Origin of the sequence: Pedobacter sp. ok626 (assembly GCF_900100435.1) — a bacterium.
In the GTDB taxonomy this organism is placed as follows: domain Bacteria; phylum Bacteroidota; class Bacteroidia; order Sphingobacteriales; family Sphingobacteriaceae; genus Pedobacter.
Genome location: NZ_FNEX01000029.1, coordinates 23,895 through 47,461 on the forward strand (window position 1 = coordinate 23,895; position 23,567 = coordinate 47,461).

The 23,567-nt window shown below is 38.7% G+C and carries 18 protein-coding genes; 6 read left to right on the top strand and 12 right to left on the bottom strand.

Annotated features, from left to right (window positions below; genetic code table 11):
• Positions 1-6: 6 nt before the first annotated feature.
• A complete protein-coding gene (locus tag BLS35_RS26955; RefSeq protein WP_090787682.1) occupies positions 7-945 on the bottom strand; it encodes a BatD family protein in 939 nt (312 codons plus the stop codon).
• Positions 946-1,332: 387 nt separating this feature from the next.
• Between BLS35_RS26955 and BLS35_RS26960 the strand changes: the two genes are divergently transcribed.
• From BLS35_RS26960 to BLS35_RS26975, 4 genes are all read left to right on the top strand, one after another.
• A complete protein-coding gene (locus BLS35_RS26960; RefSeq protein WP_090787685.1) occupies positions 1,333-1,788 on the top strand; it encodes a hypothetical protein in 456 nt (151 codons plus the stop codon).
• Between the two features lie 13 nt (positions 1,789-1,801).
• Positions 1,802-2,500: a hypothetical protein gene (locus tag BLS35_RS26965; RefSeq protein ID WP_090787688.1), complete on the top strand. Its 699-nt coding sequence runs from the start codon at positions 1,802-1,804 to the stop codon at positions 2,498-2,500.
• Between the two features lie 4 nt (positions 2,501-2,504).
• Entirely contained in the window at positions 2,505-3,218 is a 714-nt protein-coding gene (locus BLS35_RS26970; protein ID WP_090787691.1) for a DUF1266 domain-containing protein, read from the top strand.
• A 143-nt stretch (positions 3,219-3,361) separates the two neighbouring features.
• Positions 3,362-4,003, top strand: coding sequence for a hypothetical protein (locus BLS35_RS26975; RefSeq protein WP_132226087.1), 642 nt, complete (start codon positions 3,362-3,364; stop codon positions 4,001-4,003).
• Between the two features lie 150 nt (positions 4,004-4,153).
• Here the strand turns inward: BLS35_RS26975 and BLS35_RS26980 are convergent, their stop codons facing one another.
• The 10 genes from BLS35_RS26980 to BLS35_RS27020 form a co-directional block, all read right to left on the bottom strand.
• Positions 4,154-6,664, bottom strand: coding sequence for a phosphocholine-specific phospholipase C (locus tag BLS35_RS26980; protein ID WP_175459641.1), 2,511 nt, complete (start codon positions 6,662-6,664; stop codon positions 4,154-4,156).
• Positions 6,665-6,724: 60 nt separating this feature from the next.
• The gene (locus BLS35_RS26985; protein ID WP_090787697.1) at positions 6,725-8,230 is read right to left on the bottom strand and encodes a SusD/RagB family nutrient-binding outer membrane lipoprotein; all 1,506 of its coding nucleotides are present in this window, start codon (positions 8,228-8,230) and stop codon (positions 6,725-6,727) included.
• Between the two features lie 20 nt (positions 8,231-8,250).
• Positions 8,251-11,448, bottom strand: a complete 3,198-nt coding sequence (locus tag BLS35_RS26990) for a SusC/RagA family TonB-linked outer membrane protein (protein ID WP_207909200.1) — start codon at positions 11,446-11,448, stop codon at positions 8,251-8,253.
• 373 nt (positions 11,449-11,821) lie between these two features.
• Positions 11,822-12,064 (bottom strand): hypothetical protein, encoded by a 243-nt coding sequence (locus tag BLS35_RS27620; protein ID WP_132226086.1) that lies wholly within the window; start codon positions 12,062-12,064, stop codon positions 11,822-11,824.
• Positions 12,065-12,067: 3 nt separating this feature from the next.
• Positions 12,068-12,901, bottom strand: coding sequence for a glycerophosphodiester phosphodiesterase family protein (locus BLS35_RS26995; protein WP_090787700.1), 834 nt, complete (start codon positions 12,899-12,901; stop codon positions 12,068-12,070).
• An 11-nt stretch (positions 12,902-12,912) separates the two neighbouring features.
• Positions 12,913-14,196 (bottom strand): purple acid phosphatase family protein, encoded by a 1,284-nt coding sequence (locus BLS35_RS27000; RefSeq protein WP_090787703.1) that lies wholly within the window; start codon positions 14,194-14,196, stop codon positions 12,913-12,915.
• A 21-nt stretch (positions 14,197-14,217) separates the two neighbouring features.
• On the bottom strand, positions 14,218-15,690 hold the full coding sequence (locus BLS35_RS27005; protein WP_090787706.1) for a SusD/RagB family nutrient-binding outer membrane lipoprotein: 1,473 nt from the start codon (positions 15,688-15,690) through the stop codon (positions 14,218-14,220).
• Positions 15,691-15,702: 12 nt separating this feature from the next.
• A complete protein-coding gene (locus BLS35_RS27010) occupies positions 15,703-19,155 on the bottom strand; it encodes a SusC/RagA family TonB-linked outer membrane protein (protein ID WP_175459642.1) in 3,453 nt (1,150 codons plus the stop codon).
• Positions 19,156-19,252: 97 nt separating this feature from the next.
• Entirely contained in the window at positions 19,253-20,272 is a 1,020-nt protein-coding gene (locus tag BLS35_RS27015; protein WP_090787712.1) for a FecR family protein, read from the bottom strand.
• Positions 20,273-20,363: 91 nt separating this feature from the next.
• On the bottom strand, positions 20,364-20,918 hold the full coding sequence (locus tag BLS35_RS27020) for an RNA polymerase sigma-70 factor (RefSeq protein ID WP_090787715.1): 555 nt from the start codon (positions 20,916-20,918) through the stop codon (positions 20,364-20,366).
• Between the two features lie 128 nt (positions 20,919-21,046).
• On the opposite strand from BLS35_RS27020, the gene BLS35_RS27025 reads away from it, so the two are divergent.
• Positions 21,047-21,670, top strand: a complete 624-nt coding sequence (locus tag BLS35_RS27025; RefSeq protein WP_090787719.1) for a Crp/Fnr family transcriptional regulator — start codon at positions 21,047-21,049, stop codon at positions 21,668-21,670.
• 71 nt (positions 21,671-21,741) lie between these two features.
• Entirely contained in the window at positions 21,742-22,680 is a 939-nt protein-coding gene (locus tag BLS35_RS27030) for an NAD-dependent epimerase/dehydratase family protein (protein WP_090787722.1), read from the top strand.
• Here BLS35_RS27030 and bla read toward each other — a convergent pair.
• Positions 22,677-23,567, bottom strand: a complete 891-nt coding sequence (bla, locus tag BLS35_RS27035; RefSeq protein WP_090787725.1) for a class A beta-lactamase, subclass A2 — start codon at positions 23,565-23,567, stop codon at positions 22,677-22,679. The genes BLS35_RS27030 and bla overlap by 4 nt on opposite strands.

A 23,567-nucleotide genomic window follows, 5' to 3' on the forward strand; every position in this document is an offset into this window, starting at 1 on the left:
TATACTTTATTTTACTTTAAATTCAATGGCCTGGGATTTAACCTGGAGTTGCGTTGCGCCCTTGTCTGTTACCTTATACCTACCGTTATCCTGGGGCTCAAATTTGCTAAAATAGTCTGTATTGCTTTTATACACCTCATACTCAAATTCGCTGGGTTCTATTTTAAATTCACCTTTATTTTTAGCCACAAGACCGGCTGTAAAAACTTTCGTTTTTACATAACTGGTACCGTTAATATTTTCAATGCTTTTGCGATTCCCCGTTGCATCCCAATCAAAATCAACTAATTCAAAGTTCTTAGCTACATAGCTTTCCAAACCTCTAATACCGGCAATATCATCCAGCGTTGTTTCTCCTGAAATCCTAATTTCATTATCTTTCCCGGTTAACGATCCCTTCTTTGCCTTGTTTTTTTTTCTTGTAATCGTTATAAACCGACTGTATTCATAAAGGCTGATGACAATGGTATCTTTAAGACTGTACACTGCTTTATCGGAAGTCAATGCTAACTTAATTGCATCAGCACCCACCGTTAGCTGCTGAACCACATGGATAGAAAATGGGCGTGTTTTGTATTCCTTCCCCTTTACTTTCATGGTCAACACTGGAAAATCTATCTTCCCCAGCTTTTCAGGCTTCGCATAAGTATAAAAATTAAAATAGGACTTCTTTTTGCCATTTTCATCAATAAAATTACTTTCATTTACCTTACCTACGATCCGGCTTAAGCCATCGGTTAAGATTAATCCGTTTATCTGATCAGTCTCCGACCAGATACTGTCTGGTTTAGTGGCAAAACGCACATAAAAATCTGTAGTCTTTCCGATCTCTACCTCAGGTTGTACAACGTATTGAATAAAATTAGGCTCTTTTTTCTCCTGACAGAAACCAGAGACTGAGGCGCAGATTAAAGTTGTGACACACAGAAGTATCTTTTTTGCCATTTTATTATCCTTATTGGAAGCAGAACAACCTCCTTGCTACGAAGGTATTAATAATTTCAGTATTTATTTTTTATTTACGTAACCTAACCGGTGTAGCTTATTCGAGTTAGGATTAGTCCAATAAAAGTTGCACAAATTCAAACAGCTTAAATGCGGATTAGGTGGCTACCCTTGGCGAATTTCTCATTAGTAGAAGTCATCTACAAACAAAAATCAATTATTACACTCTGCATTAAAAAACATTACTTTTGCACCTCGAAAATTAACAAATAGTGGCACAAATTTTGCTTGTTTGGATCACTTATTACCAAACGTTAGCTTATGATAGCCTGGAAGTTGAGCGACATCATATTGAAATCAATAACGAAATAAATAAACAAAACATATATGACTAAAAAAGTACTTTTAACCGCACTCATCGCATTTTGCACAATAACTATTGTATCAGCAAAAGCAAAAATTCCAGTTTGTATTCCTTGTGAAACAATACAAACAATTCAAGAATTGCCTACAGATTCTGAAATTCAAAAATTGGCAGGCCAAAAAGTAAACCTATCTTATCTTAATAATGAATATGGTATTCTTTGGATGTCTATTTGGAACACTAAAGGAAGATATGTATTGAGTGATATTTCAAATAATACGTATTTTGAAATTGATGCTCAAGCAGCCAAAATATTAAAAGAGAAACATAATTTTGATGTTGAAACTGCACAAAGTCCGTTGTCTTTTTGGAAAAAAGCTGGAGGAAAACTTGTTTTTTCAATTATTGTTGCGCTATTGATTTGGGGAAGTATTCCTTCAAAGAAGAAAGATGGAGAGGTAAAACCAGTTAACATTTAAATTAAATAGCTTTATGAATCCATTATTTCTAATTCCAGTAGTACTAGTAATTGCAGGTGTGTGTTTTATGATATATATGAACAAAAAGCACCAATCAGCAAAATCAGAAATAGACTTAGATTTTGAAAGAAATAAATATGATGCTTACAAACAAGAAGTTTTAGCACAAGATTTCCCGCAAATAAAGCAATGGATGAAAGGAAAATCAATAGATGCGTATACCTCTGCATCTGTACCTCAATCTACAGCAAATAAAGTCCAGGATATTATAAGTGATGGCATAAAAAACGTAGCACTCTCTGCAATTGGTGTAAAGCTTAGACGAATAGAAACCGAATGTTTTTGGGTGTTAAGCGGCAGTGATTTACATTTTTTCAGTACCAATACTGTTGGCGAATTAGATGAACATATTGTTTTTGACATTTTTCGAATTGAAGAAGCAAAGCTTCAATATGGAGGTATATTAAAATCGCAGTTAGGTGCTTACTCAAAATCTTCGGAAGAATATTTACCAAAAATACACATCATCACATTTAACATCGATGGTACTCCTTTGTCACTTGAAATACACGACAGATTAAATTATGTACCAGACCCAACGGATATTTTAAACTTGAACAAACAGTTAATGACAAGAGCCAAATATCAAGTTGTGGGTGAAAAATTTGTGAAAATATTGCAAGACAAGTTCCAAAATCTGCAATTAGCATAGTTATATGAGCATATTTTCGAAATTTATTAACGCATTTAAAAATATAAGGTTAAACGATAAAAATGTAGTAATTGGCCTACAGTTAGACCATCTGTTAATTAGTTCAATGTATGCAGAACAACAATCTGCCTATCTTAATTCTTATGAAACCGGACTTGATAAAGGGACATTAAAAACAATTTTAGAAGATTATTGGCAAATCTTTGATAAAAATGATGCGGATGAAATTCTTTCAGATTTGCAAAGTAGAAATAGAGACGAGTACTTAGATATTGTGTATAATGCCTTTGAAGATAGAGAGAATTACGCAGCTATTTTAAAATCCAATTTACCGGGTGAAGAAGAAGTTTTTAAACACTATTTAGAAATATATCGAAAATTAAGCAATGTTGTACCCGAGCTTATAGAACAGGATGTAATCCAGAATTTCTCAGCTATTAAAAATATAAGAGACACTGCCTGGAATTATGGAAGAGGCGCATTTTTATCCCGCTGTTGTTACGAAGCAGGCTATATTTCTGAAGTAGAATTGATAGAATATTTACAGAAATCACATACAGAGCTAAGAAACTATTGCAGAACCTGGAAAGAATACACAACCAGTTATATTTTCGGAAGAGCAATTTGGGGTGGTTCAAACAACGATGGAATGATACAAATCGCAGACGATCTCCTGAATAGTGAAAAAAGCCCATTGAAAAATAAAATCTATCTCTAAAGAATGCGGGTCAGCCTCCACAATTTGACATTAATGCGGGGCTGACCAGCAAAAGTTCGACAGTTGTACTATTATTGAACATTAGTAATAAATTCGGCTTTTGTGCTTCCCCCTCAGTTTGGCGGAATAAAATGAAATTCAATATGAAATTTAGACTTTTAATTTTGCTTTTAGTAATTTTTGGTTGTGAAACTAAAAAAACGGAAACAGAAAAAACTGTTCAAACAAAAATTGAAATAGAAAACAAAAAGTTTTTTATTGGTAATATCAATAATGACAAAGAAAATGACACTGCATTTATAAGTTTGAAACGGAATATAGAAACTGATGAAATTGAATGCGGACAAAGTAATTGTTTGATAAATATTGAATTTACAGGAAATATTCCCAAAATAAGCTTTGACCAAAGTTTGGGGATTTTTATTTCTAAAACGGAAGATTTGAATGACGATAAAGCAAATGAAATAATAATTTTTTCTCGAACCAATGAAGGTTACTGGAATAATATTTCGGTTTGGTCTTTTAAAGACAGAAAGTGGAATGAAATTGCAAAAACCAAAGCATTTATATCAGAAAATCTAGATTTTGAAAATAGGATAACTAAAGAAGACGGCAACTATTATTTAATTGGAGAAAATCAATGGGAAGAAGATGAAAACGGAGATTGTAAAAAAATAAAGGTCAAGATATCCCGCCACATTAAAAAGCAGCCAGCAAAAAAATCTTCAATTGAAGATAGAAGAACCTCCAGCAGAAGATTTACGAACTACCTCAAAACTTGCTAATATTGGCCAGACGCTGCAAATCTTCCACAAATTGGTTCGTGAATCTTTCGCGGTGGGCTACAAAAGGCCTAGTTTGCGAACTAGGCCTTTTTAATTCACAAAAACCTAACTTACTGTAAGTTAAAAAAATCCATCAAAACAGGACATTTTTTAAGGTTTACGTTTGGCCATTGCTGGATCAGAAATGCTGTTTAAATCATTTTCAATTCTTCCCGCATAACGCTGACTAAAGGCGTCATTGCCCCCTAATGTTATGGTAAAATCATACCATCCACCTGATCTGCCCGACTCAATGATGAATACTGTCGGTTTTCCAGCTTTTAGTACCATTGTTTGCATCCTATTTCCATAAGCATTATCTGTAATAATTACCCTCTCCTGTTTTTGAGAAAGAACTGCAATACGTACATCTCTAGTTGATTTTTTAACATTCAGCATTTTCGGTGACACTCTTACATTCAAACCAGCGAGCTTCTTCGCATCCTTGAATGACCTGAAAAAACCATTGGCACCATAACACTCAAGCATATAGTTATCTCCAATAAAATCATCGAGCTTCCACTCGTAACTAATCTGTTCACCTGGTAATACACAGAAATTCCACTGGTTCATTTCCAGCTCCTCAGTAGTCTTTTCCTTTTTTAAGTTGAATTTGCCAGGAGCATAAACCTGAAAAGCTCCAGCAGCACTCTTCTTCCCAAATACAGAATTTTCTGCCGAAAACTTTATTTCCAATATACCCTTTACATTTTGCTCAAGATTTACCTCATGCTGATAAGGCAAAGCATTTGAAGGCTTTGTACCAGGTTCTTGTGCCGGATACAAATCGCCGATATTGCCTCTTTTTATCGCCTCATCAATAGCTGATTGCTGAACTGCCCTGAAATTTCCTGGAAGCGGTTTATTTTTTGCAGCATAAATACTCTCAATAAATCGATTACGATCGAGGTGTCCAATTTCGAGGGCCTGTTCATTAGCTGGGCGAAATGCAGAAGTAAGATCCCCACATACGCTTCTTCTCCAGGAACTTATGTTGGTTTCTTTCACACTTTTACCTGTTTTGACCTCGATAAAATGTTCTAAAAATTGCAGGCAGGAGGTATGATCAAATATCTGCGAATTTACATATCCACCCTTTGTCCATGGCGAAGCAATAACCATAGGCACTCTAAAACCTAGTCCAACCGGACTATCTGCACCTTCATTTTGTTCGAGTTTTGGATCAAAGCCGGAAAATTCAGTTTCTGTATTGATTCCTGCGGAGGTTTTCCCAGTATATGGACGTCTACTGTGAGGCGGAACAAAAGGAGATTGATGGTCGAAATAGCCATCACTTTCATCATAAGTCAATACAAAAATGGTCTTTTTCCAAACCTCTTCATTTTTGGTCAATATGTCCAGCACTTCGGAGATATACCAGGCACCATGCCAAGGCGAACCCGGATGATCAGAAAAGCGACATGGGGCAACTAACCAAGATACCATAGGCAAATCTCCATTATTCACATCCTTTCTGAATTGGTGAAGAATGTCGCCTTTAGGCACCGTCATTTCCCGTTTTACCCCTGCGTCATCGTATTCAATGTTTTCAACCTTATGGTAGTCAGGATCATTCTGATTGGTAACAAAAGCCCTTTTATGAATGTTCTTTTCAAAGTTAGTTAAATTATCAAAACCCTGCTTATTCCAGGTCTTAATAGCTTCTTGGGCTTTTGCTAAATTTTCTTTTTTCGATTGCAATTGCTTTTCTTCCTCTGCACTCTTAGGTGATTTAGCTTCCAAATGTTGTATTTCCGATGGAAGATCAGCGATGAGTTTCTGCACGTAGTTAACGTGTGCCGGATGAAAACGCACATTGTATTGCTTGAAAAACTCCAGACTGTTGTCTGTAAAGTTTGCCAGCCAGTCATCTTCTTCACCTTTAAATCCCACAGGAAGGCTCAATTCATTTTGATAGACTTTCCAGGGGATTTGTGCCTCTTCCAAACGTTCGGGATATGTTTTCCAGTTTACATCTTTATAATCAATCTGCCCATTGTGTACATGAGGAACAGATTTCACATCCTGCGGATTTTCTTTGATGGAACCAGACCAAAAAAAAGTTCGGTTCGCACTGGTACCAGTCAGTGTAGAACAGAAATGCTGATCACATACAGTAAATGCATCTGCTAACGCATAATAAAAAGGGATATCTTTTCGATCATAATACCCCATAGTTAATGGCATTTGCGCATATTCCCTGCCTGCTTTTTTAGCTTCAAGCCAATTATCCATCTTACCTAGGTTACGCGCGCCAACCATATCACTCCATGAATGTGGGAGGGAACCCATCCAGGTCGATTTAGAATTTTTAATGTCCAGTCTGAACGGTGCAAAGTTTTGTCCGGCTTTGTTTCGTTGAAACCAGATCGGATTTCCATTAACCTGTTTGAGTGCTCTGGGGTCATTAAATCCCCTTACTCCTTTAAGTGTACCGTAGGCATGATCAAAAGAACGGTTCTCCTGCATTAAAAATACAACATGTTCGGCATCCTTATAACTGCTGCCTGCTGCTGCTTCAATAGACATCGCCTTCAACAGCGATGGAGGAATAACATTGGCAACTGTTGTCAGTCCGGCAAATAAACTTGCCTTTTTCAAAAAATCTCTTCTTGATTCCATAATTGCTATTAGAAACAAAAGCGCGGCCATTTCTGACCACGCAATATATTGATATATTATTTATTTAATCCACCAGGTAGGTTGATTGATTAAGTCATTGTTTACACCGAATTGGCGGGTAATGGCTTTATTTACCTCATCTTTATTATTGTTGTATTCAGATTGCGGATAAATCCATCTAAAGGGAATGTTTACCCCTGCTGGTCTTCGGTATGTTGGATAGCCAGTACGCAGATTACTAAAAAAGGCTGTCCATCCACCTTGGAAATAAGTTTGAAAATATTTCTGTGTGGTGATTAGCTCTATTTTTTGTTCAGTACTCAAGGCCAGGGAGAAATTATTGAGCGGTTTAGTCAGATAAATCTCTGCGGCATTTTCATTAACATAAGGAGCAAGACTTGCTGAACTGGCCAGAAGCGCTACACTATTTTCATAAAACTTGAAGTTTGCTTTTACACCGTTTTCGTACAACTGTTTAGCATCTGCTGTGATCCAGTTCTTTACAGCCGCTTCTGCCAGGATCAACTCCTGTTCTGCATAACCGATCAGGATTCTTGGCTCGTTTACCGGATCTTTATGATAGCGTTCATTAACTTTAGATACTCTTCCCGCTACCGCTTTAACATTGGTCTCTGCATACGGAGCTGCAGGATCACCGCCTTCATAAGATGAAAAATCGGAGATGGCTTTACCTGCTTCTTTTCCTAATCTGGTTTGGGTACAGAAAAGGAACAGGCGTGGATCTTCTCTGTCTTTTAAACGTTCTACAAAGGTCATATCCATATACATACCAGAACCAAAACCACTAGAATTAAACTCAGGGTACCTGTTATTGATTTGATTCAGAAAAACCAATTTTGCGCTTTCATCCTTAGCAAATAGCGGTTCAGACGCATAAATTGAAGCGAATTGATTGATGATATTAAGATCTGTTTCGCCAGTGCGTTTTGATAAGGTAAGTAGTACTTTTAACCGTAAAGCATTGATGGCTTTACGCCATTTTTGGGTTGATTTTCCGAAAATGATATCACCTAAGATTTCGGAGTTATCATTCTTTAACAGGTTATTTGCATCACTAAGTTCCGCTAAAATTCCTTTAAAAACCTCTTTCTGTGTATCGTAAGCTGGTGTGTAAATTGGGCTGATGTTTTCTGCTTTTAATGCCTGACTGTAAGGAATATCTCCAAAAGTAAGTGTTAAGTTATAGAAATAGTAAGCGCGGAAAAATTTAGCCAAGGCATTATATGATGTTAGCTTTAATTTTGTGGCTTCTTCATCCATTTTAACCACATTTCTTAAATTGTTAAAAGCATCAAAATTAGAACGGTTCCATTTGTAGTATTGTTCCAGGTTTTCACCATCACTCTGAACCAACATTTTGTTCGCATAAAGCGGACCGGTGCCACCAAATTCCTGAAACGCGGTCCACTCAATTTTTGTAAGTAACAGTTGAGGATGCGTTTCCTTCGCATTATTGGGATTTGTATTTAATTCTACCAGGTCTTTTTTACACGAAACGGTAAAAAGACAGGCTGCTATTACGCATATATTGAATAAATTCTTCATTCTTGTTTTTGTTGATGATGTTAAAACTTCAGGTTAATAGAACAGCCAAGGTATCTGGATGATGGATCTTGTAAATCAGAATCCGTCCCGAAATCAGGATCCAGGTATGGCATTTTTTTCCACATGGCCAGGTTATAACCATATAAACTCACATCTAGTGCCTTTACTTTACCCATTTTAATCAATTTTGTCATGTCGTATCCAACAGAAACCCTGCGGAGCTTAATGAACGAACGGTCGAACGTATTGGCAAATTTGCTGTTTTCTTCTTCCGTTACCCTAGCTCTGTATGGGTATTGCTGACTCCATGTTTGCCAGCTTACTGCCCTTGTATTTGGCGCATAAGTACGGGTATCTGAAACTACGTTTCCACTAATGTCTCGTGTCAGACTTCCCCCAGTTACCACCACACCAGTTGGCACATAAACAGGTTTACCTGCCGCATACTCCTGGTCACGGTATTCTGTTGATGCAGGATGTTTTCCTCCCCACCACATTTTCTCAATGGTAGTAGAGTTCATCAGGCCACCCCATGCACCATCAATGTCTACATTAACTGTGAAATCTTTAATTTTAAAGCTATTTAAGAAGCCCACTCTCCAGGTTGGATCAATGTTGCCAACTTTTCTTTGGAATGGATCTCTAATCGGCAAACCACTGTTGGCATCAAGGATTAGCTGACCGTCTGCACTTTTTTCCCAAACTGTAGAATAGTAGCTGTCTGCACGGTCGCCCACTACCAGGTTTCCGAATTTAGGGTTGTTGCCATAAATCTCAGTCAGCTTTCGGATCGAAGACGACCAGTTCAGATTTAAGTTCCAGCTAAAATTCGGGTTTACAATTGGCTTAACACCCAATACTACTTCATAACCATTGGTTTGGTATTTGTTTCCATTTACTTTGCGCGTACTAAATCCGGAAGCCTGTGATATATTCAGATCGATGATCTGGTTCTCATCTAAAATGTGGTAATAAGTAAAGTCTATACTCAATTTGTTTTTAAAGAGCGTTGAGGATAAGCCCAGCTCATACGAGGTAGATTTTTCGGGTTTGATGTTTGGGTTTACCAGCCCCGATCCATAACTTACCGAAGGTGTACTTTCGTAAGTTACATCCTTTGTATAAACGGACTGGATGCTATATGGTGTTAAATCGTTAGATACCTTTGCCCATGATGCATTCAGTTTTACGTAATCTATCGCCTTTGGCATTTTTAGGTATTGAGATACAATGGTACTGATGGAGGCCGATGGATAGAAATAGGAATTTGAACCTGCAGGCAGGGTAGAAGACCAGTCGTTACGTGCGGTTACATTCAGGTAAACTGCATCAAATAAATCCAGGTTGGCAGAACCATAAACACTCTGTATTTCTTTTTCCTCTAAGGAATTGGAAGCTTGAACAGGACCTTGTGTATTGTTTAAGCTGTAGACAAAAGGAACGATAATTCCGTCAGTACTCTGGTATTGTTGTCTGTAATTTCTGGTAAATTTTGAAGCTCCTGCATTTAAGGTAAAACCAACTTTTTCGGTCAGACTTTTTGTATAGGTAGCTAAGAAATCGGCATCGAAGTTTGTCTGGTTGCTGCTCCAGTTTTTGTAGTCTCCATTTCTGGAATCATCGTAATTCATGTAAGATTTAGGACTCTGCCTATCTTCGAACAGGTTCGAAGTTCTCAGGTTTGCTCTGGCTTGTAAAGTCAAACCAGGTGCAGCTGTCCACGCCAACCTCATTAATCCATCCACGGTGTTTTTATTGTGCACCTGATTCAGCTCATAAGCTGCAAAATAAGGGTTATTGTACCATGCATAGTTGTAATTTGCTTGTCTATAACCTTCAAGCCCGGGAACATACATGTGGTCTTTCAACTCCTGACCATTTACGTCATCACCCATCCAGATCAGAATGGTATACATGTGGTTTTTAGGGCCATAACCATAACGAGGGAAATTTGGTGAATACACTTTGTTGTAAGATAAGCTGGCTTCGGCAACAAGATTTTTAGCAAGGTTATAGGTTCCGCTAAAATTCAATCCGCCGGTAGACAAATTGGTGTTTGGTACTTGTCCTTTTTGAAAGGCTTGTTTTGCCGAAAAATAAAGCTGGGCATTTTCGCTTTTGTATGCCAGTGACAGGTGGTTATCGGTTACGATGCCCGTACCCAGAAAATTATTGAGGTTGTCATGACGTACCCAGTCTGTCGGTACTCTTTCATATCTCGCCTTATCGTCGTAAATGGTTCCTGCAACGTTACCCCACCATGGAATAACTGTTCCGGTTTGTTTATCTCTGATCGGGCTGTTCCACTGTCTTACCTTAATTCCTGTCCCAAATTTTGGTCCCCAGATCATATCTCCATCAGATATACCACCGTCGGCACCATCCCAAAACTCATACTTACCTTCGGAACCGTTACCATATTCTGTTTGTGTTTCCGGGAATACGGTAAATCCTGCAGTAACCATATTATTTGTACCCACATTGATTTCCAGGCCGTCTGCTTTAGCTCTTTTGGTCGTAATAATGATCGCACCATTTTTACCCCTTGAACCATATAATGCAGATGCAGTTACGCCTTTCAGGACGTTAATATTCTCAATATCTGCAGAAGAGACATCATATAAGTTACTCTCTACCGGGATACCATCAATGACAATCAGTGGTGTTTTGCCCCTTAAACTGATCTGCGGACTTTGAAAAATACCTGTAGGGTTATTTACTGTTAAGCCGGCAACCTGACCTGTAAGTGCATTTCCGAAGTTCATGGTTTTTGCTTTGTCCAGAACTTCTGTATTTACTTCCTGAGTTGCGTAACCCAATTTACGTTTTTGCTGTTTGATACCGATTGCAGTAACTACTACCTCGTTCAATACGGCTTCTTCAACTTTTAAACTTACGTTGATGGTGCTTTTGTCAGCTACCGATATTTCTTGTGACTGGTAGCCTACCAATGAGAAGACCAATATATCTGTAGACTGAGCTTTGATGGTAAATTTACCATCGCCATTGGTAGAGGATCCTCTTTTACTTCCTTTAATGAGAACGGTTACTCCTGGGAGTGGTTGTCCATTAGCATCTTTAACCGTGCCATTGATGGTTAATTCTGCAACAGAAATTGTACTTGCAGCTTCTTTTTGGGTGGATGCAAGTGCCGTGTAATTGCTCATGATGGGAATAAATAACAGTAATATTCCACTGAGTGTCCTTTTAAAATTCATAATGACAATTTGTTTGGGTTTTAATCTGGTTGGTTTATTGATCCAGATATTACCGGCAATTTTAAAGTAATCGTATGAAATTAATGAGGGGATTATATTAAATACACTGCATATGAAATCGTTTTTTTGTTATCAAATTATTAAGGGACTAAATCTAGGTATAGTGCGGGCCTTCAACACTAATACTAACCACTTTCTCAAAATTTACTATAACCTCACAACGATTGTAAAAGTTCGACAAATTGCCGCTCGACTCTCCATTTACAAACGGTATCTTGTACGTCCTCAATGGCTGATTCAATTATTGTTTGACCAGGTCTTAACCTAGCCAAACAATTAAAGTTTATATTTCCATGTAAATGCGAAAGCTACATCAGCGTTTACTCAATGTCGACTCATAAATTACTTTTCCGGAATCGTCGATCGCCTGTACATTCAAGCGGTTTTTATCAATTGAAAAATACATAAAACCGTATGCTGAAGCTTCGAACCGGCTATAGGAAATTCCAGCTGCTTTTCCGGATGCGGATTGTTTACCATTGCTATAATCCGTATTTCTCCGACCTTTAAAAGCGTCATATTTAAATGCAGCAAATATTAAACGTAAAAAGCTCACCTTTCAGTGAGCTTTTTTACCATTACGTAGATTACTTCTTTGTAAGTATTCGACTAAAGCTTGCGGATGATCAGTTTGAACGCCCTGAACTCCTTTATCTATGGCTGCCTTCCATTTTACAGGATCTTCATATGCCATTTGTACATCTAAAAAAACAGACAGTCCATTATTCCTCATAGCTTCAAAAAGCGCTTCATTTGGAATATTATCAGTCGCTTCCAAAGGCATTTTATCGAGAAAAGAAGTCAGTTCTTCTTTCGTCTTTATATTCTTCGGTAAGCCAGACATTAGCGGCATTTTTGGAGCCAAGGTTCTCCAGGACTTATACTGTTCAGCTTTATTGATATAAACGAGCATTTGTTTTTCCATGCCTGCAGACCTAATCTCTTTATATGCCTGCGCTACATCAGCCTCCTTAAAATCCAGATAAATATTAATCCGGTTCTTGCAAGCCTTTAAAGCGTCCTTAAAATCAGGCAACTTGTAGATCTGCCCATCCTTAGCATTCAAAGCAAGTTTTTCAACTTCATTCAGATTCAGATCCTGTATCCTACCCTTACCATTTGTAGTATGATCTACGGTTTCATTGTGAATTAAAACCAAATGACCATCACGCGTTGTGCGAAGATCTATTTCAACATAATCAGCACCAAGTGCAATCGCCTCCTCAATTGCGGCTATACTATTTTCGGGTTTTGTCAGATGGCTTCCACGATGCGCGATCACGATAAAGCCATTTTTACATTCAGGGAGCGGAGCTAATCTCCGCTGCCCAAATGTGATAAAAACAAAACAGCTAAATAAGAGCGTCAACAAGCTAGTTTTATAATTCATCATTTAAATCATTATTACTTTGCAGCAGGGTTCATATCTGTAAATTCTGCAGCTTTATTTTTACTTGATTTTTTCAGAGAAAACGCATCAAATAATTCTCCCGAGGTTTTATAAGCTTCAAACTTTAGTTTACCACCCTCAACATGAATAACCTGAAACAATTGTGTATTTTCCAATGAAACATTCATCCATTTGGCACCATCCACTTTATACATTTTAGGACCAGCAACAGAAACCAAATAAACTGGCCCGCTGGCTTCTCTGCCCGACAATCCACGTGGCAGGTTTTGTCCGCGGCTATAAGTATGATCATGTCCTTGCAAAACAAGGTCTATATGATACTTATCAAATAGCGGTTTAAACCGTTCTCTGAATTCCTTATTGTCTCTGCTTTTGGCTGTAGAAAAAATAGGATGATGAAAAGTGATGACCGTCCATAATTTCGTGTTTTCCTTTAAAACCTTTTCTAACCATTCATATTGAATCTTTGCAGAAGCCTCATCAAGAATAATCATTTGAGAATCCAGAGAAATAACCTTCATGTTCTGATAATCGACGTAATAAACAGACTCTTCTAAACCTTTCGGGCCATTACCCGGCAAGGTATATTGTACACCCCAGTGCGGATCCAGAATCAACTTTCTGTTGTCGTCCCTTACATATTCATGGTTACCCGGCGAAGGTAGACTAGGAATCATCCCATTAATAAAACCACCACCATAATGCCACTCTCCCCATTCCTTATCATTATTTGAACGGTTAATCAAATCACCAGTATGAATAATGAATCGGGCATCTGGCTGATGTGCAAATGCTTTACGGATTACACGAGACCACTTTGAACGGATATCGTTCTGAGCGTCGCCCAGATAAATAAAAGAAAAGGGTTTATTGGTACTAGATGCTGTGGTAAATTGAAACCATTCACTCCAATAATCGCCTGCCCCTACACGATAAGCATATACTGTTCCTGGCTTCAGGTTGGTAAAAGTGACCTGATGATATTTTGCAATGACATAACTATTTCCACCAGACAAAACACGAGATCCGGCATCATAGGTAGTGATAGACTCTTCCAGAGCTGGACTAGAATCCTCAGCTTTGATTTGTGCCTTAGAAGCCGTAATGGTTGTATCTGTGCGCCAGGTAACGGTCTGGCTCACTTCAGGATTTCCGGTCCAGGTTAAAATCACCCTATCTGGGAAAGGTTTTGGATTAAAATCCTGAGCATTTGTTTTATTGAGGCCCGCCACAACAAGCAGGATCATCAGTCCTATCAATCTTTTTAAGCTATTCATATTATTTTTCGTGTGTTTAATTTATTTAAGGGACCACATTAATGTAGACTCCTTGTCCGCTCCGAAAGCAGATACCGCTTTTTGGTAGTTGAGTTTGTTTTTGGCACTTTCGGAATCTGGAAAAACATAACGTTTTGGGATTCCACGACCAGCAGCAAGCGGCCCCGTTACGAAAGCAGGGTAACCAGTACGACGCTGATCAAACCAACCCTCTGCGCCTTTGAACAACATAGCCATCCATTTTTGAGTAATCAACTGCTCCAATGAACCGTCATACTTTACGATAGCCTGGTCGTAATAACTTACAGGAGCCGTTACCGCATAACTACTCATCGACTCTTTAATCGCTTTGTAGTACATGGACTCCGCAGTTTCTCCAGACACATTTAGCTTACCCTTTTGCATAGCTTCGGCCAAAACAAAACATTGCTCTGTATAGGTTACCAAACTGGCTTTCAACAAAGGATTTGAACTAGCACCATTCTTTCTGAAAAAAGTAGAAGAAAAAACAGATACATGATCTTCACCACCGTTATAAGCAGCAGGTGCATCAATCGCATTAGGTACACCAACATATCTATTGAGATCTACTGTTGACCCTGTTATACTTTTAACCGGTTCAACCCAAACAGCCAATCTAGGATCGTTTCTTTGAACAAGTCGATCAACCAACTCTTTACTTACTTTTGTTTTCAGATAATCAAAATCGATCATCGCCAGAGGCCCACCAGGCCAGCTGTATGCAGCTAAATTGCCCAGATAAGGGATTTCAGCATTATCAGCACTGCTTTCAAAAATGGGAAAGCCCGTTTTATCATTGATGATTTCCTGCATTTCGGTGAAGGCAGGAGCATAATTTTTGGAAATACGCAACAACATCCTTAAACGTAGCGTGTTGGCAAACTTACGCCATTGCAAGCCCTTACCTTTGAACATCACATCAGCTTTGGCATTAATTTCTCCAGGGGTACCCTTTAAAAGCTCATTGGCTTCACGAAGCTCCCTTAATAAATCCGGATAGATCACCTGTTGCTGGTCATATTCCGGATAAATTACACCGCTCTCTTTAGATTTCAGTGCCTGAGAGTATGGAACATCTCCATACAAATCAGTTAAATAACTGAAATTAAAAGCCTTTATAATTTTGCTGATCGCAACATATTGATTTTCGGAACGCTTCTGCGCAGTTTCCATGAAAGTCTTATTGACAGACAAACGGGCATAAATATCATTCCAATCCACAGGCCCCCAATCAAAAAGGTCGTAACCAGTATTGCGGACCAGTGTAAGGTAGCGTGCTGCAGATGCCGGTCTCCTACCTACTGCATTTTCCTGATAGGCATAAGCAGTAGACAATACCACTTCAGACATCAGAAATTCGGTATTAGTGGTTTCCGGAGAATTTGGGTTGGTATTGATTTTTTCAAAATCTTTAGTGCAGGCCCCCAATAGGGTCATAAACAGCACCAGAATGGTTTTATATTCTAATTTCATTTCTGCTGGTAATTAAAAATTACAATTTAATTTAAAGCCAAAAGAGCGTGTTCCCGGTAGTGTCCAGTGTCCAACCCCCAATTTAAAGCCTTCAGTAACACTCATGGTAGTTTCAGGATCATAGCCCAAACCATTTGATGCCCAGGTATACAGATTTCTCCCGATTAAGGAAAGCGAAAGGTTGCTGATTGGAAGCTTACGCAATAGCTTTTTATCAAACACATAAGTCAAGGATGCTTCCCTTAACTTGAGGAAAGTTGCAGAATAGGTTAAGCGTTCATAATACTTGTTGTAAGTATTGTTGTAAAAATCAGAGGCAGCAATGATGACCTTATTCTCACTGAATGAACCATCACCATTGGCGATATAACCCGGGATAATCATTCCGTCATTCCGACTTTTACCTTGCGAATCCACCCATGGCAAACCACCAGTCGCGGCATCTCTACCAGTAATGGTATTATCTGTTAGGCCTGCATTGATCAAACTTTTAACTACATAAGAGTAAAAATTACCGCCCTTACGCCAGTCTAAAAGAAAATTAAGGGTAAAGCTTTTATAGCTAAAAGTATTGTTAAAGCCCACCGTAAAATCCGGATTGTAATTACCCACTTTGATATATTCGGCATTGTTACGAATGTAATGCCCGGTTTTGTCTAATAAAGCCGCGCCAGCGTTTGGCCCAGTTGGTACCTTGGTATAACTCGGAGTATAAAAGTCTCCAATTTTGGTGCCCTCTTTAATTAAGTAACGGATATTATCTCCATCAGCACTCCCCATAGAGTATTCAGGCAAACCTTCCATCAATGAGATTACTTTATTTTCATTCTTGCTGAAGTTTACATTCATTTCCCATTTCAAGGCTGCTTTTACAGGAACGGCAAAGAAGCCTATTTCCCACCCACTGTTCTGAATGTTACCAGCATTGATCAAGCGATTAGAAGCGCCAGACGCAATGGTTGTTGGGATGTTGATGATCTGGTTCCTTTTGTTTGTTTTATACCAGGTTACATCCAGTCCTAAACGACTGTCGAGGAAACGCAGATCTCCGCCAAACTCATACGAAGTAGCAATCTCTGGTTTTAAGAAATTATTTTTGAGGTTAAACTCAATAGTAGCTCTTTTCACATCACCCCAATCCTGGTTAAAAGGAATGGTATTATACAATTGGTATGGATCAGTATCACTACCAACCTGCGCCCAGTTTGCTCTGATTTTAGCAAAAGACAACACATCGGACTTGATTTTAAACACATCTGTTAACACCGTACTTAAGGAAACCGAAGGATAGAAATAAGAATTGTTTTCGGCAGGAAGTGTACTAGACCAGTCATTCCTTCCGGTCACATCCAGAAACACCATATCTTTAAAAGAAGCATGTCCCATTCCATACAAACTATTGATCCTTTTGCGGGAGTTGTATTGAGAATTGGTTATGGTACCTGCTTGTGCATTGTTAATGTTGTAGATACCTGGAATACTTAAGCTTTCGGTACGCTGAGCAGTACTTCTGGCAGTTTGGTTCATCTGGTTTCCACCTACAGATAAACTAAATGACCAGTCTTCATTTAAAGTTTTTTTATAACTCAATAGAAAATCAGTATTCTGCTCCTTGAAGAAACTATTATCTACGCCATAACCACCAAATTTAAAACGTTTAGAGCTAAAAGGACGCTTTGTTTCATGTTGTTCATTATACATATCAAGGCCAGTACGCGCCATCAAACTCAGGTCATTAGTCAGGTCAATTACGGCCTGTATATTTCCGGTTATGCGGTTTCTATCATAACCATTGGTATGTTCGTAAGCCACAAAATATGGGTTATCCGAATCGTCTGGCGAGAATTGCTCTATATTTTCCCGGCCTGGTTTCCAATAATTCCTCAAATCTTTAATGCTCATATTCGAAGGCATCGAATAAAGCATTTGTGTTACGCTTTCCCGATAGGCCGATGGACGGTTATCGCTCTTATTGTTTACATACCCCAGGTTAGTGCTAATTTTAACTTTAGGATGTAATACATAAGTGGCTGCCAGGTTCAAAGTATTTCTACTCAAATCTGTATTGGGAACGATACCCTTATTCACCAAATTGGTATAAGAAAGCCTGTAATTGCCATCTGTATTTTTACCAGTGATGGCTATGTTATTGGTATAAGTTGAGCCAGTCTCATAAAAATCTTTGGCATTGTTGGGATGAGACACCCAATCCGTAGGTATTGGTTTCCCATTGGCATCAAGTGGACTGTTCCATTGTAAGTGTTTGGTACCTACATCCAGGCGCGGCCCCCAAGCTGAGGTTATAGAAACAGCCGGATCATCGGTGTATTCTCCTGCCCCGAACTCATTTTGGAAATGAGGAAACATCCAGGCCTTGTCATACATGGCATTGGAGCTGAAACTCACCCCTAAACCTTTTTTGCTTGTCGCACCACTCTTAGTGGTAATGAGCACCACGCCACTTCCAGCCCTACTGCCGTATAAAGCCGCTGCACTAGCACCCTTCAATATGGTAACACTCTCAATATCATCCGGACTAATATCAGAAATGGGACTACCATAATCTACTGAAGAACGTCCCACCTCCGATGTTGCACGTAAGGAATGTGCCACTGGAACACCATCCACCACAAAAAGCGGTTGGTTGTCTGTCGCAATAGAAGATTGTCCGCGAATGGTGATGAAAGCAGAAGAACCTGGATCAGAACCCGCACTCACTACATTCACACCGGCTACTTTCCCAGCCAAGGAATTGATCACATTGACTTCTTTAACCGTATTTACATCACTTCCTTTAACAGTTGCGATAGAATAGCCTAGAGCCTTTTCAGAGCGTTTAATACCCAATGCGGTAACTACAACTTCCGAAAGTGCAGTTTGATCAGGTACAAGGCTCACATTAATTACTGCCTGACCGTTTAGAGAGATCCCCTGGGTCTGATATCCCATCATTCTGAAAAGAAGTGTAGCTGAACCGTCCTTTACATTTAAGCTATATTCTCCACTTAAATTGGTTATAGTTGCGTTATCCACACCTTTTTCAATGATACTCACACCAGGTATAGGTAAGCCCTTCTCATCAGTTACCTTACCTTTAATGCGAAGTGCTTTTTTAATAATAACCTGGTTGTTTTGAACCTGGTAAGTGAGTTGCATAGGTGTCAATATGCGATTTAGCAAACTACTGACCAACTCATTATCGGCCTTAATGGTTTCAACGCGACGACTCAATATGGCGTCAGTATTTGTGTAAACAAAAGAAAGATTAGTTTTCTTTTCGATGTTTTTAAGTAATTCGGTTAAGGTACCGTGTTTAAAGCTGAAACTAATCCTACTGTTTAGATCCTGTGCTTTCACAGGCGAAGCCTGCCCCGCAAAGAGCATTACAGAAAGAAAAATATAGATCAGGGTAAAAAAACGCATTACTTTAAAAATTAATTGATTAGTCACTGCGGACTTTTTCATAACTTTGAATGTTTTAATCATTGATGGGTTAAAATAAAATTGAAATTCTTAGCCGTAAGCGTGCGCCAACATGCTTCGGCTATTTTTGTATAGGTGTCTAATTACATTTACCTCCTTTTATATAAATTGTCTGTTTGTTAATGGTGTAACTGATATCTAAAGTCATTTGAATGGTTTTCAATACTTCAGTTATGCTGACGTTATCAAATTTTGCGGTGAGCTTGCAAGGCTTGAAAGAATGATCTGTCTTAATCTTAACTGCATATCGGCGTTCTATTACTTCAAACACCTCTTCCATAGGGGTTTGATCAAATGTCATTTTCCCTTCGCTCCAACCAATGGCAGAATGCGCATCTTCTACATTTTCAAGATGTAGCAACCCCGATTTTAAATCACAAATACCTTTTTGATTGGGTATGAGGTGAATCGCTTTCGACTGTAATCCTGCTGAATCCCGAGATACAGCGACTTTACCGGTAAGCACTGTTACTTCAGGACTAGATTTACCCCATGCACGGATATTAAAACTTGTCCCCAATACCCGGGTCTGGATATTTAAGCTATGTACGATAAAAGGATGTTTAGGGTCGCGCTTCACTTTAAAGAAGGCTTCGCCATTCAGTTTAACTGATCTAAAAGAAGCCTGTTTAATATTATTGGGAAAGCTGATGCTACTTCCGGCATTTAGCCAAATCTCGGTACTATCCGGAAGCATGATATTGGTAATCTTTCCAGGTCCCGATACTTTCGTGATCCAGGCTGTTTGATGAGTTGGTAAAAGCCTTTCCTCGCTTTTATTAAATAAGATAAACATGGCTATTGCAGCCAAAACTGCAGCTACTGCTGCTGACCAGATTCTAAATATTTTGTTTCTTGTAGGTCTTTGTGTTTGCAATGAAGTCTGGATGTCTGCAAAACTTGCTTTCCAGGATTCATCCTGAGGTGCCATAGCCGTACTTTGCCAAAGCCACATCGCCTGATCCAACTCGTGTTGGTGCTGAGGGTCTTTACGAAGCCAGTTTTGCAAACGCTCCTCCAAATCTGCCAGCTCCTGCACATTGCCCTGCTCTTGTGCAGATAAATAATCGAGTAGTAATTTCCAGTTTTCTTGGTCCATGGCTATGCTTTTATAACTACAAGACAAGATTCAGCCGGCGATTACGGGTCCAAAAACGTTAAGGTTCTATTAAGAAATCGTTAAGCATAATTTATCTGAACTCAGCCTCATTTTTCAAGACCCTTTCCTGTAAAAACTGAAATCCTTTAACCAGATGATCTTCTACTGTGCGAACAGAAATATCCAACAAGGCCGCAATTTCTTTATAACTGAAGCCTTCAATTCTATACATATAGAAAATAAGGCGCCTACGTTCTGGCATTTGATCTATCAAATCATAAAGCATACGCGTTCTGTCCTTATACATATGTGTTTGAAAAGGATCAGCCCTAACATCTACGATTTCCTGGACTTCCTCTTCCTCCAGATGCTGAAAATTTAATCGGGAAGTTTTAAAATAGTTATTAGCTCCATTTTTTACAGCGCGAAACAGGTAAGCTTTTTCATTGATGAGCAGAATCTTATTTTTCCATATGGCAATAAACACATCGTTTAAAATGAGCTGCGCTTCTTCCATATCTTTGACCAGATATATCGCGTACTTTTTAAGCGTAGGATACATACGACGGTAAAGATCCTCGAATGCTTTGTCATCGAGTATACGTACATCATCTTCGTTAAAGCCGGCAGTATTATTTTCGCCCATAAAATATGTAGCAAAATTAGACCTGCCAAATGACGGACATATTAACAAAATGTTAAATGAAGCGGATATATGAATATAACCAATGTTTATTTTTCTTTACTTTTATAAACTTAGAATTCGGTTTAATCATGAAAAATCAAATGATTTCGAAAACAGCATTGCAGGTATTTAGAGAAGGCCTCGCAAAATTCGTTACTTTTTCCGATGTAGAGTGGGCCGAACTTATCCCTTATTTAACAACTTCAAGCATTAAAAAGAAAGATCACTTTGTAGTTCATGGCACAGTTTGCAAACATGTAGGTTTCATAATTAAGGGTTCTCTAAGATTTTACCATATAAAGGATGGAGCAGAAATTACCGGATATTTTTGCTTTGAGAATGAATTTGTAAGTTCTTATAAAAGTTATCTGAAACAAGAGCCAAGCCTCACCTGTATCCAGGCCATGGAGGATACGGAATTGATTTTGATTGCTTATGAAGATATGCAGCAACTATTAGCTCATCCTAAACTTGCCTTTAAGATGGAGCAGTTTGGCAGGTTAGTAGCCGAATATTATATCTGTTGTTATGAAGATCGAATTGCGGCTTTTATTGTGCAAAGCCCAGAAGAACGTTATTTAACCATGCTTGAAAATCAAGCCGGTTTACTATTGCGTATTCCCCAACATTATGTGGCCAATTTTCTTGGCATTACCCCGGTTTCCCTTTCAAGAATCCGTAAAAGGACTATAAGAGGAGTTGTAAATAACTAAAACGCTTATCTTTTGTTAACGTTTTGAATAACTATGGTCACTTACCTTTGATTAGATCAAAACATAAAACTATGCATACCATTTTAGGAGCCGGCGGGCCATCAGCAAATGCGCTGACACGTGAATTGTTAAAAAATAATGAAGAAGTACGACTGGTTAGCAGAAGGCCAGTGAAGACCACCGGTCCCCAGATGACCTGGAGAAAGGCAGATTTGTTGAACTACTCGGAAGTATTAGAAGCTGTGAAAGGCTCAACAGTTATTTATATGTGCGCGGGACTGGTCTATGATAAAGAAATCTGGAAGCGACAATGGCCGATCATCATGCAGAACTTAATCAATGTGGCAAAGGAAACACAAGCCAGACTGCTATTTTTTGATAACGTGTATATGTATGGATTGGTTAATGGCCCAATGTTGGAGAGTACCCCTTACCATCCAGTGAGTGTAAAGGGTGAAGTCAGGGCGAAAATTGCGACGCAATTGATGGACGAAGTGAAATCGGGCAACATCCAGGCTACGATTGCCAGAGCTGCTGATTTTTACGGCACCGATTCTATGAATAGCTTTCTGGATAGCATGGTACTAGATAAATTTGCCAAACATCAAACTGCACAATGGATTGGCGATCCTAAGAAACTCCACAATTTCACTTATGTCCCCGACACCGGAAAAGCAATGTATTTGTTGGGTCAAGATGAATCATCTGGAAATCAGATCTGGCATCTACCAACTGCCGCACCAATAACCGGTCTAGAGATGATCGCGCTGGCAGCGGAGATTTTTGGTACTAAGGGCAACTTTACCAAGGTGAATAAATTGATGCTGCAAATGGTTGGCCTATTTAAGAAAGTCGTTGCAGGAACAGTTGAAATGTATTATCAATATGATCACGACTATAATTTAGATTCTTCAAAATTTGAAAAAGCTTTTAATTTTAAACCGAGCAGTTATGAAGAAGGTATTAGACAATGGTCCAAGACCTTGATTTCGGAAAGCAGAATAAGTTAGTATTTAATTGCTTCATCCCATGCGGCACGGGCCAGTTCGGCAATAATCAGATCATTTTCTTTCTCATTCCCTTTAGACATTGATACAAAAACCGAAATCAGCATACCATTTCCATTCGGGAGTGTGATAACCCCAATGTCATTAGTAGCTACAGTAATCCCTTCTTTATTTACGCCCGAGTATCCTGTTTTGTGTGCAACGATGGTACCTGCAGGTAGCAGTCCTTTGATTTTATTAGGTCCCGAAACAGTCTCCTCCATGGTTTTCTTTAAAAAAGCAGTAGTGTTCTTTTTTAGTACCGTCCCATTCCAAAACTTTAGTAATAATGCATTCGCTGCTTTTGGCGTAGTCCAGTTCGTAAACTGCACTTTATCATCTGCATGCATTTCCTCTTCAGTCGCCACAATCGCACAATCTTTAATCCCGAGATTAGCTATATACTTGTGCACCTTATTAGGTCCGCCTACTAGTCGAAACAAAATATCACAACCATTATTATCGCTCTGAGCGATCGTGAATTTAATAATTTCAGATAATGGCAAATCAACATTTCCATTAGGATATTTGTCTCTTAATGGACTCCAGGTATTAGGTAATAAGTCGCTCTTTTTTACAAAAATATTTTGCTGAAGTGATAATTTTCCTTTATCAACCTGATCCAGCACAGCCAGGGCAAGATGAAACTTATATACACTTTGCATAGGATAATGCTTATCTCCATTTACAGAAACCGATCTACGATCTCCAAAAAACAACACAGATATGCCTACATCAGCGTTTTTACCGTTGATGATTCCCTCTATTTTTTGTTGAAGGCTACTTTGCGCCGAGAGTTTTACCGAAGTAAGGCTTGTCAGCGTTAAAAGAATACAAAAAAATTGTTTCAT

Excerpts from the sequence above, each read along its gene's own strand:
- BLS35_RS26965 (WP_090787688.1), top strand. The coding sequence starts at position 1,802 with ATGAATCCATTATTTCTAATTCCAGTAGTACTAGTAATTGCAGGTGTG.
- BLS35_RS26975 (WP_132226087.1), top strand. The coding sequence starts at position 3,362 with ATGAAATTTAGACTTTTAATTTTGCTTTTAGTAATTTTTGGTTGTGAA.
- BLS35_RS27005 (WP_090787706.1), bottom strand. The coding sequence starts at position 15,690 with ATGAAATTAGAATATAAAACCATTCTGGTGCTGTTTATGACCCTATTG.
- BLS35_RS26995 (WP_090787700.1), bottom strand. The coding sequence starts at position 12,901 with ATGATGAATTATAAAACTAGCTTGTTGACGCTCTTATTTAGCTGTTTT.
- BLS35_RS27010 (WP_175459642.1), bottom strand. The coding sequence starts at position 19,155 with ATGAAAAAGTCCGCAGTGACTAATCAATTAATTTTTAAAGTAATGCGT.
- BLS35_RS26955 (WP_090787682.1), bottom strand. The coding sequence starts at position 945 with ATGGCAAAAAAGATACTTCTGTGTGTCACAACTTTAATCTGCGCCTCA.
- BLS35_RS26970 (WP_090787691.1), top strand. The coding sequence starts at position 2,505 with ATGAGCATATTTTCGAAATTTATTAACGCATTTAAAAATATAAGGTTA.
- BLS35_RS26960 (WP_090787685.1), top strand. The coding sequence starts at position 1,333 with ATGACTAAAAAAGTACTTTTAACCGCACTCATCGCATTTTGCACAATA.
- BLS35_RS27020 (WP_090787715.1), bottom strand. The coding sequence starts at position 20,918 with ATGGGCGAAAATAATACTGCCGGCTTTAACGAAGATGATGTACGTATA.
- BLS35_RS26985 (WP_090787697.1), bottom strand. The coding sequence starts at position 8,230 with ATGAAGAATTTATTCAATATATGCGTAATAGCAGCCTGTCTTTTTACC.
- BLS35_RS26990 (WP_207909200.1), bottom strand. The coding sequence starts at position 11,448 with ATGAATTTTAAAAGGACACTCAGTGGAATATTACTGTTATTTATTCCC.
- BLS35_RS27000 (WP_090787703.1), bottom strand. The coding sequence starts at position 14,196 with ATGAATAGCTTAAAAAGATTGATAGGACTGATGATCCTGCTTGTTGTG.
- BLS35_RS26980 (WP_175459641.1), bottom strand. The coding sequence starts at position 6,664 with ATGGAATCAAGAAGAGATTTTTTGAAAAAGGCAAGTTTATTTGCCGGA.
- bla (WP_090787725.1), bottom strand. The coding sequence starts at position 23,567 with ATGAAACAATTTTTTTGTATTCTTTTAACGCTGACAAGCCTTACTTCG.
- BLS35_RS27030 (WP_090787722.1), top strand. The coding sequence starts at position 21,742 with ATGCATACCATTTTAGGAGCCGGCGGGCCATCAGCAAATGCGCTGACA.
- BLS35_RS27015 (WP_090787712.1), bottom strand. The coding sequence starts at position 20,272 with ATGGACCAAGAAAACTGGAAATTACTACTCGATTATTTATCTGCACAA.
- BLS35_RS27025 (WP_090787719.1), top strand. The coding sequence starts at position 21,047 with ATGAAAAATCAAATGATTTCGAAAACAGCATTGCAGGTATTTAGAGAA.